The organism is Cytobacillus sp. GQ23 (assembly GCF_059758675.1).
Genome location: NZ_JCAXER010000010.1, coordinates 1 through 11671 on the forward strand (window position 1 = coordinate 1; position 11671 = coordinate 11671).

Below are 11671 nucleotides of genomic sequence, written 5' to 3' on the forward strand. Positions count from 1 at the left end.
TAAGTCCTCTTTTGGCCATAATACTAATTATACTTGACAAATTTAATAAAGAATTATTATTAGGCGTATTAATATTTACCTTTTTATGTACCTTAATAGCAAAGTTGCTTGGGTATGATTTGGAAATTGGTAGTAAGAAACATTATAAAATATCGTTATTAACTTTTTTATTTATTTTATTTCTAATAGGAATTTATTCTCAAATTCCACATTCGAATCTTAAAGAGTTAATAGCAACAAATTATTTTATTTTATTAGTACTTTTAACTCCTTTTTTTCATTCCTTGGGAATAATATTAATTCCACCTACAAACAATTCTAACAATACTCCTTCACAAGATTGGCATGAACTTTTTAAGAAATAATATCCAAAATTAATGAAGCCAGTGTGACCGAATCAGGATCGGTGAAGTAGTAAAGTGGATATAGAAAAACCTTAAAAGTGAAAAGAAGTGGTCTAGTTCCATTTTAACAAAGTGTTAAAATATAAAAAATTATGTCTACCTTAATATGATTGATAATTAAAAGGTTGAGATGTTTGAAAATGAACTGCATTTTTATAGCAAGGTTTTTATTTTATTCACGAAAGCAGTCAAGGTGTCATCGCTTCTAAATCGCTGAAATAAAAATTTTTAGAGATATTTTAATCCCTTTTAATTCATATATAATATCTGAGCGGGTGCATGCCATTGAGCACAAGTCAAGAAATAAATTCAAATCCTTTCTTTTTTGACAGGGAAGATCATTTGTATTAGGAGCTGCATATGAAACTTAATCGTATTCATCACATAGCTATTATCTGTAGTGATTATAAACAGTCCAAGTTATTTTATGTAGATATCCTTGGGTTACAAGTATTACGGGAAGTCTATCGAGAAGAGCGTCAATCGTATAAATTGGACCTTGAGGTGAATGGTTCTTATCAGGTAGAGCTATTTTCATTTCCTAATCCACCGGAACGCCAAAGTTATCCTGAAGCATTGGGCCTCCGTCATTTAGCTTTTGAGGTTGAGGATATTGAGGAATGGATTGCATATCTTCTGGCTAGGGATATAAAAGCAGAACCGGTACGAATTGATCCTTATACAAATAAAAGGTTCACATTCTTTAACGATCCGGATGGGCTGCCGATTGAATTATATGAATCTTAGTAACAAGATTATTAGTTGGAGAAAAACCACAATAGGTAGTAGACGCCACATACTTTAGTTTAATAGCATGATTTAGAACTACTGTTAGAGGAAGAAAAATCTATTTCTTTGCTTCCTCTAAGTATTCTATAGTCCTTTTATCTATTAAAACTCCTCCTGAATCCCTTCTAAAATAGCGGAGATGAACTTTTCTCCCTCTGACACAAGATCAAACTGATCAAATAATTGCCAATCATACAACGTTCCCCGCATGCAGCGCGTAATTAACATGGTTAATTCACTGGGAGACCGATCTTTTTTAATCTCTCCAGCAACCTGCCCTTCCTCTACTATTTTGTAAACAATCTTATAAAGCTGTCGTTCCATATTAGAGAAGTAATCAGATTTATTAGGGATTAATGCACTGACATATACGGTTCTGAGCAGGTCCTTTCCTAAGGTGTCACGCAAGTAAACCATTTGCGATTTAACCAGCAGCGAGATTTTCTCATATGATTTCATTTCCTTTGGCAGGGTTTCCATAAAGTCAGCATAAAACTCATCGATTTCCTTGAACTTTTCAAGGAAAATATCATATTTTGAGTTGAAATGTACATAGAAAGCACCTTTCGATGTTCCGCTTTTTGCGGCTATTTCATCTACAGTAACATGGTCAAATCCCTTTTCACCGAATAATGCCAAGGCGGTATCGAGGATTTTTTTCTTTGTTTCCTGGGCTTTTAATTGTCTATGAGTTAAACCTGGCATTTGGATTCTCCTTTTAAATTACTTAGTTCATTATATCTGAATTGAATAAATTTTCTAAAAAATTAATTGACTCACTTATCACATTAAACTAAAATGAATTTCAAAGACTGCAGTCAAAAACTATAGTCTTTGAAATTCATTTTAAACTTGGCTTAGAAAAATGTAAACGCTTTAATTTTAAACACAAAGGAGGCATACTGTTTGGACATTGTCGGTCATAAAACCCTGCGTGAATTGTTAAGTGAAAAAGTCGAAATGTACCCAGATAAGACGTTTATCCTCTTCGAAGATCTTAAACAGCAAGTGCGTGAATTAACCTATCGCCAGTTTGCAGATGGAGTCAATCGATTAAGTCAGTCCTTTCTCAAGCTTGGGGTAACAAAAGGAAAGCATGTTACCCTGCACCTGCCTAACACCCTTGAATTTATGACCTCATGGTTTGCCCTTGCGAATATTGGTGCCATCATGGTTCCAACCAATATCTTATCCACATCCGATGAAATGGAATATGTGATCAATCATTCTGAATCCGTGTTATTAATAACGGAAGAAGAGTATTTGGATAAATTCACTAAAATCCGTGACAGGCTCCCTAACCTTCAGGATATTATCCTTGCCAGATATGAAGGGGAGCAATACAGGCAGCAAAGCTTAGAGTATTTGATGGAAGGTGCAGAAGCTTTAGTCCCTAATGTCCCATTAAATGCGGAGGATGTAGCCGCAATGCTTTATACATCCGGCACAACCTCCAAGCCAAAGGGCGTTCAGGTGACCCATGCGAACTATCTTTTTGCAGGGGAAGTGATGTCTAAGTCTATTCGTTTAACCCCCGAGGATAGGCAATTAATCGTGCTGCCGCTGTTTCATGGAAATGCCCAGTATTACTCTGCCATGTCTGCTTTAACTGTAGGGGCTAGTATGGCCATTACAGAGAAGTTCAGTGCATCCCGCTACTTCAAACAGGCAATCAATCTCGGTGCAACTGTAGGATCGCTATTTGCAGCACCTATTCGGATGATCCTGGCGCAGACTTACGATCCTGCTGATCGCAAGAATTCGATGAGGGTGATCTGGTATGCCCAAAGTGTGGCAGAGGGTCAGGTGGAAAGGTTCGAGGACCAATATAATGTTCCGCTGCTTCAAATGTATGGAATGACAGAAACAATCGGTGTTCCATTAATGAACCCCATTGATGGAGTCCGGAAAAATAGGAGTATCGGCAAGCCGACTCTTGGCTATGGAGTGAAAGTAACGGATGAGGATGGGAAGGAAGTTCCTGTAGGGCAGGTTGGCCAAATTACAATTAAAGGAGTACCCGGCCGGACTTTGATGAAAGGTTACTTTAAAAATCCTTCCGCAACGGCGGAAGCATTAAGAGATGGCTGGCTTTATTCAGGAGACAATGCAAGGCTGGGAGAAGACGGTTATTTTTATTTTGTCGATCGCATAAAGGATATGATCAAGCGCGCTGGGGAAAATGTAGCAGCTAATGAGGTGGAAAGTGTCCTGGCTGATCACCCGGCTGTCTATGAATCTGCTGTTATCGGGGTGCCGGACGACATTCGCGATGAGGCCATTATTGCCTACATCATTCCCAAGGCTGGCTATGAAGTAACAAGCGACGAATTGCTTTACTACTGCCGTGATCGGCTCGCGAAATTCAAAGTCCCAGACTCCATTCATTTTGTTGAGGATTTTCCGCGCACCTCTGTCGGTAAGATACAAAAGCATATCATCAGAAAACAGCATTTGGAGCAATGGAATCATATTTCATAGAAGAATTTAAGGTCATAAAAGATACTTTGATAAGGGAGTAGGTTCTATGAAAAAAAGCCGCATATTGATGGCAAGTCTTGTGGGTTCGGTCATTGAATGGTATGACTTTTATCTATACGGAACGGCAACAGGTCTAGTGTTTTCATCTCTATTTTTTCCTAATCATGATCCTGCCATTTCTTTGCTGATTGCATTTGCGACGTTTGGTGCTGGTTATGCAGCAAGACCAATCGGAAGTATTATCTTCGGTCATATGGGCGATAAAATTGGACGGAAGGCCGCCTTAATGCTTACCCTGATTGGGATGGGAGGAAGCTCTTTCCTCATAGGACTACTTCCTACATATGCGCAAATTGGGCTGTTTGCACCTATTTTATTGGTGCTGCTCCGTCTTATCCAGGGCATAGCCCTTGGCGGCGAATGGGGAGGCGCTGTACTGCTGGCCACTGAATATGCTCCCAAAGGAGTCCGGGGACTCTACGGCTCCATTCCTCAATTAGGTGTTCCACTAGGACTCGTGGCAGGATCCTTCAGTTTAACTCTAATCAGCTCATTAACGACAGAGGCCCAGTTTCTGGCATGGGGCTGGAGAATACCGTTCTTAATGAGTATTGTGCTGATTGCCTTAGCATTATGGATCCGAAATGGCATTGATGAGACACCAGCATTTCAGCAGCAAAAGGAAAGCGGTGATCTTGCCAAAGTCCCGTTTTTTGAGATGTTCCGTTCCAACTGGAAAACAGTTCTCCAGGTCATTGGCCTAAAGCTTGGCGATGGATTCTTTAATGTATTCCTCATGTCCTTTGTCCTTGTATTCTCGACGATGTATTTAGGCTATTCCAGGGATACAGCTCTAACGGCTTTGACAATTGGCTGTGCAACAATGATTATTACCATTCCTGCAGTAGGCTATCTTTCTGATTTTATCGGAAGAAAAACGATTTACACAGCGGGGTTAGTTCTTATGTTTTTATTGTCGATTCCTTATTTCACCATGGTCGGGGAAAGCCCTGCGTGGCTGTACTTTTTCCAAGCCGCTATGTTAGGTGTCATCTGGGCTGCTATTTTCTCCACTCAAGGAACTTTATTTTCAGAACTATTCCCTGCAAAGGTTCGTTATACGGGACTGTCGGTAGGATATCAGATTGCAGCTGCCATTGTCGGGTTCGGACCTATGTTATGGACATCGATGGCTGAAGCATATGGACCATCTCCATGGGTATTTGGAGGATTTATGATGGCCGGAGTAATGGTATCTCTTATATTAATTTTGTTTACAACTGATACAAGAAGAGTCTCCAGTTATCAGGATAACGATGAAGAATTAGGGGAGGATAAATCTCTTTCTATTTAAGGGGAGAATGCCTTCCAATTGAACAATGAAAAAAATAACCTTGCTGTTTTTGCAGCAAGGGTTTTTTCTGTATTGTAAAGGCAGGAAATTAAGGAGGTTTGTTTTTTGATTCAATCAAACGTTTGATTGAATACTGTCTATCTCTTGGGAACCAATAGAATAGCATCCGCAATCGGCCGTTCGCCAGTTGAATCAGAAGGTCTTGTCACCAGTGTATCTCGAACTGTCATGGAAGTGGACCCGCCTCCGTCAAGGTTAACCGCATGGACTGCACCCAATGATTTCATCAACCTTGCACTCTCTTCGAAGCTTGCACCAACACTATGGCCTGGAGATCGGCCATCAATGGTTACAAAAAGCAGGGTTCCGTCTGCTCTTATCCCGGCAAGTGTTCTAGGATGGCGTCTTTCCCCAAATCGATAATAGAATTCCGGGTTGTCATTATGGTGGAAGCCTTCTGTCACGGCATTAATTGAAATTTTTCCTTCATCTAATAGTCGCGGTCCCCCATTAATAATACCCGCTGCCTTTTCAAAAGGTAAGGGTACTCTGTCTGCTCTTACCTCATTTTTCACTTGGATTTTCATGCCAATTTGAGCATGGTCCAGAAGCCACTGGGCAGCATCGCCTGCTCCAGCAAGAACCGACCCGTTACTAGGAATTTCTCCGCCTAGCTGCTTTCGCAGTTCAATCACGTCTCCGTTCTCATTTAAGACTGCTTCTATCCCAATTCCAGCCTCTGTTTGATTCCCGAAGTCCGGTGTGAAATGGATGAGTTCATTCCCGTCGCTGCAAGTAAAATCATGTTTTGGGTTCTCGGTTGGTGTATCTCCTCCTGTCCCTCCGCAGCTTCGTATCAATTCTGGTTTCCGGTTTAACCCATCCACTTCCCTCACTGCCCCGTCAGACGATATGGCAGTCTGGGAGGATGTGATAGAAGCGATGCGGGCGTCTATGCCTGCTGAAGGAAGTATAAGGCTTGAACGGCCGTTAACCGCTTCACTTATCAGCTTTCCGTCCATAACGGAGATACCTGCAAGATCACCAGGTGTGCCATCCTTGTTTCCGATCACAAAATAGCCAGCATTGATTCCAGCTAGAGCATGATTGCGGCCTGCCATTTCAGTGAGGAGTTCTTTGCCCTGAACCTTATCTTTAGCAAGCTGGGGTAAAATGCTTCCGTTAAAAGAATCCGGATCAACCTCCAGTAAATTCACGACCCAAGGGCCGGTAGTCTGGTTCCCATCTTCACCGGTATAAACCGTAAGCACATCTGTATAGCCCATCTCGGATAATTCTTGCTGGAGCTCTTTGGCAGCTTCTTGTTTCTGGAACTCGCCAACCCTGACCAGATAGCCAAGAGGGCCTCTTTCTTCATCGTCCATGGCCCGGTCGTCAATACGCTCGATGCGGGGATTAAACCCCTCTGATTTAAGCCTTGCTGCTAAATCTTTAGCCTGTTTTCGTGTCTCCGTAAAATCTACATCAACTGTGAAATAATCCTTTTCAGATTCTTCCCCTCGGATAATCTTTGTGTAGGTAACTCCTGGTGCAAGGCTTTCGGTGGTTCTGGATTCGTTTAAAGACGGCAGACCGAGAGGCAGTGTTTCATTATGCTGATTAGCTGATTCTGTACTTGCCGGCATAATCAGAATTGAGAATAAACCAATGGATGAAATAATAGGAAGAACCATTTTACTTAGTGGTTTGTTCAATTTTCTCACTACTCTCACTCCTTTAAATGGTGTGTTGGAATTCTTTACAACAGTATAAGAAACAGGTATTAACCAAACGTTAACCAATCTTATGTATAGTATTAAGTTTTATTTAGGTTTGTAAATCTGAATGGTTTACTTCTTCTCTGGTTGAATGAAGTGTGGAACAACGAACAGTCTCCGGTTTACTCTCTATGAGTGCGTGGAATAAGTTCTTTAACAGTTCCTCAATTTTACTGTAATAGCATTTGCAAAGTTCTGGACTTTTAATTATCAATACACCTTTGCGAAGGGATGTTCATTGGTTATAAGGTTGGTCTGTCAATTAAATATATACTGTACTACTAAGTGGTTATGTGAAAATGGAAAAGTGGATTAAGTGCCCTGGTAAGAATTCGTTTCCAATAAATGAAATATTAGGTAGTTTGTAATATAAATAAGTTTTAAATGCGAAAAATAGGGATAATTTTATACCCAAAGAACTATATATGTGTTATTATTATTTTCCATTATATTGGATGAAGGGAGTAAAAGAGGTGAATGAAGAATTAAATGCCAAAACAATTCGTGTGTTATCTCTTTTTGAAATGCTGAACAGCGGGGAAATAGTAAAGAAGAGTAAGGCAGCGGAACGTTTTAATGTAAGCGAAAAAACGATACACAGAGACCTCAAAGAAATAAATGTCTACTACACCCAAGTTAAATACAAAACACTAGTCAATAGTGTCGTCTATAATCGGATGGAGAAAGGGTATTTATTAAGGGTTAGTAGGTATTAAATAAACAAAGCCTCCCGAATCATGGGACGGCCTTGTCTTTTTTACATATCATTCCACTTGGAAAAAGCAGGAGTGGGTTCTTTAAGTTGTAATATATTTTCCGATGTATCCAGCCTCTTTTCAATGGCTAAGGCCTGTTTCTTCATTAAATCCCTCAAAAATGCTTTATAGCCTCTTTGTTAATTTCACTCTACGGTGTAACTCTCTTGATTTGCACATAAAACCACTAGTTTATAAAGTAATAAGAAATAAGGGGTCCAACGATAATCAATGCGTATGTTAAGCCGCGGACATTGTCTTCTCACGGAACTTTTATGCTTGAAAAAGTATTTAGTACAGCAGTAACGCACTAGTTTGAGATAATACTTTTCCTTTTGTAACTCCATGCTGAAAAGTATCTTTTCCTGGGAAAGTATTGAATACTATGTCGAAATTTATAAGTGGATGTTTCTTTCAATATATCTCCAACAAGGAGTTTATCTCATACTTAAATCTGTCATTTTTAAGATGTTTTTAATAGAAAATAGAGCAAAAAAAAAGTAAAATAAAAATAAGGCTTAGAAAATTGGAAAAAGTATTAATAATAGAACGTAGTGGGAGAAATTCATAAAAACAAACTTTATCAAATGTTAATGCCACAAAAAACAAAGGAATATTGTCTGTTTTATGTGGGGATGTTACAATGAATAATAAGAAATAAAAGAAATAGGTGATGACATATGGTCTCTTCATTCCAATCAGATACACCATGGATAGGAAATGAAAGACAGGCACAGTTAATTACACTCGTAGATGAACTTGGAATGATTCGAGTTGCGGAAATGAGCAAGCGTTTTGGGGTTACAGAGGAAACGATCCGCAGGGACTTGGAGAGGCTTGAAAAAGAAGGATACCTTTCAAGAGTTCACGGTGGTGCAGTGTCCCTTAAAAAATCTGGCTCTGAAATACCGGTACTGAAGAGGGAACAGACTAATATTGAAGAAAAGCGCGCTATTGCTTTAAAAGCTGCTTCTTTTATAGAAGATGGAGATATCATCGGAATTGATTCTAGTACAACTGCTTTGCAGATGGCGAAGTTTATAAAAGATAAGGAAATCACCGTCATCACTAATTCTATTGCTGTTACACTAGAGCTGGCTAATCAAAAAGGAATTACTGTCATAACGGTTGGGGGATATTTGCTGGAGGATTCCTTGTCATTCGTTGGGGTATCTACCCAAAAAGTGATAGAGGACTATCATTTGGATAAGTTTTTCTTTTCCTGTACAGGGTTTGATGCCAAGAGGGGCATAAGTGAAGTCCATGAAATGCAGGCCCAAATTAAAAAGCAGTTTATCTCTATCTCTGATCAGCTGTTTTTATTAGCGGATTACAGTAAATATGGGACTAAGTCCTTGGTCAGTATTGAAAATTTAAAGAATGTCGATTACTTAATTACAGATGATAAAATGGCAGTAAATGATGTAATGAACATACGAAACCTGGGTATTAATACAATTGTTGCAGATTAAAGCACAGATCTAAATGGATCTGTGCTTTTTTTTGGGGAAAACCAAATAGAATAAGCAAATTAATAAAAAATTATTCTTTAATTTAGACTTGAATGCTTACTATAAACTATTTCTTTACAAAAACGTTTGCAAGTATGGGTAAACAAAGTAATTACTTTTATAAAATGTCTGTTTTTAAAAATAAAATATCAGAAAAATGTTGAAAAACAAAAATTTCCGAATTATAATAAAAATCAAATAAGGTGGTGGGCGATTTTGAGCAATAAATATGTATTTGGGATCGATTTCGGAACCGAGTCGGCAAGGGCGATTTTGGTGAATGTTCAAAACGGTTCAATTGTCACATCTGCCGTTTCCCCGTATCCGCATGGCGTGATCACAGACAGCTTGCCTGGAACAGATATAAAGATTCAGCCGCAATGGGCTTTGCAGCACCCCAATGATTATTTACATACTTTACGGGAGACTGTGACAAATTGCTTAGAAGATTCGAAGATAGAGAAAGAAGAAGTAATTGGAATCGGTGTAGACTTTACTGCTAGTACGGTACTGCCTATCGATGAAAGTGGGATTCCGCTTTGTTTATGTCCGGATTATGTGGAAAACCCACATAGTTGGGTGAAGCTATGGAAACATCATGCTGCAGACAAAGAGGCGGCACTCATTAATATCCGTGGTGCTGAAAGAAGCGAGTCCTTTCTTCAGCGATATGGCGGTGAACTATCTGAGGAATGGATGTTTCCTAAAATGCTCCAAGTGTTACATGAGGCTCCTGAAATTTATAAAGCTGCTGATCGATTTATAGAAGCAGGGGATTGGATTACGATGCAGCTTATTGGTGCAGATATAAGAAGTTCCTGTATGGCGGGGTATAAGGGAAGCTGGAGCAAGAAGGAAGGTTACCCATCAAATGAATTTTTGAAAACGCTTCATCCTGATTTTGAAAAGGCTGTACAGGAAAAGTTAACAGCAAATATTTATCCAGTTGGATCAAGAGCGGGATTTTTAACAAATAGAATGGCGGAAGAATTAGGGTTAACAGAAAACACAGCAGTAGCGGTCGGAATTATTGATGCACATGCTGCAGTTATAGGAGCAGGTGTTGATGCTCCTAAAAAAATGGTTATGGCCATGGGAACCTCTATTTGCCATATGTGCATTGATGAAGAAGAGCGCTTTGTTCCAGGTATCAGCGGAGTCGTAGAGGATGGAATCCTCCCGGGCTATTTTGCATATGAGGCTGGGCAGAGTGCAGGCGGAGATTCTTTGGCATGGTTCATCAATCATTGTGTGCCTGATTATCTGTCAAGAGAGGCAGAAGCCGCAGGGATTTCCCTTTATCAGCTGATGGAAAAAATGGCCTCTGAGCTTATGCCGGGAGAACATGGACTTGTCGCTCTTGATTGGTGGAATGGAAATCGTTTATTGAAGGATCCAAACCTAACAGGGACAATCTTGGGATTAACTCTCAGCACCAAGCCGGAACACATCTATCGGGCGCTGCTTGAGTCCCTGGCTTTTGGTGCAAGAAAAATCCTTCAGGTATTTAATGAAAGCGGTATCAGTATTGAGGAACTATATGCATGTGGCGGTCTGGCTGAAAAGAATAAGCTGCTAATGCAATTGTTCGCAGATATTACCGGTAAAAATGTGCATGTCGTATCGGTGCCTCACACCTGTGCGATGGGAGCAGCTGTCCTTGCCGCCGTTGCAGCAGGAAAGGAAAAGGGTGGATGGAGTTCCATTAACGAGGCCATCCAAAAGATGATCTATTATGATGATGAAATTTATAGGCCAATCCCTGAGAATCAAGCCATTTATCATCAGGTGTTTGAAGTTTATAACGAGCTTCATAATGAATTTGCACAGAACAATTCACCGGTCAAAGCACTGCATGCTATTCATAGGAATCTTGCTGCAAGGCAGAAGGAGGTAATGAAATGACATTAATTGGACCTTCCCTTATGTGTGCGGATATGGGAAATCTCCAGGAATCGGTAACCCGGCTGGATCAAGCAGGAGTAGACTATTATCACTTGGATGTAATGGATGGAAAATTCGTTCCCAATTTCACCATGGGACCTGATCTGATTAGGAAAATAAGAGAATATACAAAGAAGCCTTTAGACGTGCATTTAATGATAGAAAAGCCTGAGGATCATCTTGATCTTTTTATTGATGCCGGAGCAGATATGATTTCCGTACATACAGAGGCAACTGCCCATCTTCAGAGGACTTTACAGAGGATAAAAGATAAAGGGGTAAAAGCTGGTGTTGCTTTAAACCCGTCTACCCCGGTATCAGAGATTGAATATGTACTTGATGTCATTGACTATATTACAGTCATGACCGTAAACCCGGGATTCGCCGGACAGAAATTTGTTCCGCTGATGAATAAAAAGATTAGCAGAATTAGAGAGTTGATTGAAAATGAAGGATACAAGGTGGATATTCAAGCAGATGGAAATATTGGCTACCATACTATTCCCGAAGTAATCGAAAATGGGGCAACGATGCTGGTTCTCGGCACTTCTTGTCTATTTAGGAATGACATCACTCTGGAGGATGCAGTAAAGAAACTTCGCACCTTCTTAAGTGAACAGGAAGCTGGAATTAAATCAGGAATGTGAGGTGGCTT

The 11671-nt window shown here is 39.9% G+C and carries 10 protein-coding genes; 8 read left to right on the forward strand and 2 right to left on the reverse strand.

Annotated features, from left to right (window positions below; translation table 11 throughout):
• Together AC6CHU_RS09970 and gloA2 are read left to right on the forward strand one after the other, a co-directional pair.
• A partial coding sequence (locus tag AC6CHU_RS09970; RefSeq protein ID WP_498121409.1) for a hypothetical protein occupies positions 1-365 on the forward strand: 365 nt, incomplete at its 5' end.
• A 399-nt stretch (positions 366-764) separates the two neighbouring features.
• On the forward strand, positions 765-1151 hold the full coding sequence (gene gloA2 / locus AC6CHU_RS09975; RefSeq protein WP_498121411.1) for an SMU1112c/YaeR family gloxylase I-like metalloprotein: 387 nt from the start codon (positions 765-767) through the stop codon (positions 1149-1151).
• Positions 1152-1295: 144 nt separating this feature from the next.
• On the opposite strand, the gene AC6CHU_RS09980 is transcribed toward gloA2, so the two are convergent.
• Positions 1296-1898 (reverse strand): TetR/AcrR family transcriptional regulator, encoded by a 603-nt coding sequence (locus AC6CHU_RS09980; RefSeq protein WP_498121413.1) that lies wholly within the window; start codon positions 1896-1898, stop codon positions 1296-1298.
• Positions 1899-2099: 201 nt separating this feature from the next.
• Here AC6CHU_RS09980 and AC6CHU_RS09985 point away from each other — a divergent pair, with 201 nt between their 5' ends.
• Both AC6CHU_RS09985 and AC6CHU_RS09990 read left to right on the forward strand, forming a co-directional pair.
• Complete coding sequence (locus AC6CHU_RS09985) at positions 2100-3674, forward strand: AMP-binding protein (protein ID WP_498121415.1); 1575 nt, start codon at positions 2100-2102, stop codon at positions 3672-3674.
• A 46-nt stretch (positions 3675-3720) separates the two neighbouring features.
• Positions 3721-5028, forward strand: a complete 1308-nt coding sequence (locus tag AC6CHU_RS09990; RefSeq protein ID WP_498121417.1) for an MFS transporter — start codon at positions 3721-3723, stop codon at positions 5026-5028.
• Between the two features lie 137 nt (positions 5029-5165).
• Here the strand turns inward: AC6CHU_RS09990 and AC6CHU_RS09995 are convergent, their stop codons facing one another.
• Positions 5166-6752 carry a phosphodiester glycosidase family protein gene (locus tag AC6CHU_RS09995; protein WP_498121419.1) on the reverse strand — a complete coding sequence of 529 codons (1587 nt, stop codon included), beginning with the start codon at positions 6750-6752 and terminating at the stop codon, positions 5166-5168.
• A 509-nt stretch (positions 6753-7261) separates the two neighbouring features.
• Between AC6CHU_RS09995 and AC6CHU_RS10000 the strand changes: the two genes are divergently transcribed.
• From AC6CHU_RS10000 to rpe, 4 genes are all read left to right on the forward strand, one after another.
• Positions 7262-7522, forward strand: a complete 261-nt coding sequence (locus AC6CHU_RS10000; RefSeq protein WP_498121421.1) for a DeoR family transcriptional regulator — start codon at positions 7262-7264, stop codon at positions 7520-7522.
• Between the two features lie 719 nt (positions 7523-8241).
• Positions 8242-9033 carry a DeoR/GlpR family DNA-binding transcription regulator gene (locus tag AC6CHU_RS10005; protein ID WP_498121423.1) on the forward strand — a complete coding sequence of 264 codons (792 nt, stop codon included), beginning with the start codon at positions 8242-8244 and terminating at the stop codon, positions 9031-9033.
• Positions 9034-9288: 255 nt separating this feature from the next.
• The gene (locus AC6CHU_RS10010) at positions 9289-10977 is read left to right on the forward strand and encodes a ribulokinase (RefSeq protein WP_498121425.1); all 1689 of its coding nucleotides are present in this window, start codon (positions 9289-9291) and stop codon (positions 10975-10977) included.
• On the forward strand, positions 10974-11663 hold the full coding sequence (rpe, locus tag AC6CHU_RS10015; protein ID WP_498121427.1) for a ribulose-phosphate 3-epimerase: 690 nt from the start codon (positions 10974-10976) through the stop codon (positions 11661-11663). The genes AC6CHU_RS10010 and rpe overlap by 4 nt, the downstream gene beginning before the upstream one ends.
• Positions 11664-11671: the final 8 nt, after the last annotated feature.

Coding starts and splice junctions, on each gene's coding strand:
- gloA2 (WP_498121411.1), top strand. CDS start 765: ATGAAACTTAATCGTATTCATCACATAGCTATTATCTGTAGTGATTAT.
- AC6CHU_RS09980 (WP_498121413.1), bottom strand. CDS start 1,898: ATGCCAGGTTTAACTCATAGACAATTAAAAGCCCAGGAAACAAAGAAA.
- AC6CHU_RS09990 (WP_498121417.1), top strand. CDS start 3,721: ATGAAAAAAAGCCGCATATTGATGGCAAGTCTTGTGGGTTCGGTCATT.
- AC6CHU_RS10000 (WP_498121421.1), top strand. CDS start 7,262: ATGAAGGGAGTAAAAGAGGTGAATGAAGAATTAAATGCCAAAACAATT.
- AC6CHU_RS10005 (WP_498121423.1), top strand. CDS start 8,242: ATGGTCTCTTCATTCCAATCAGATACACCATGGATAGGAAATGAAAGA.
- rpe (WP_498121427.1), top strand. CDS start 10,974: ATGACATTAATTGGACCTTCCCTTATGTGTGCGGATATGGGAAATCTC.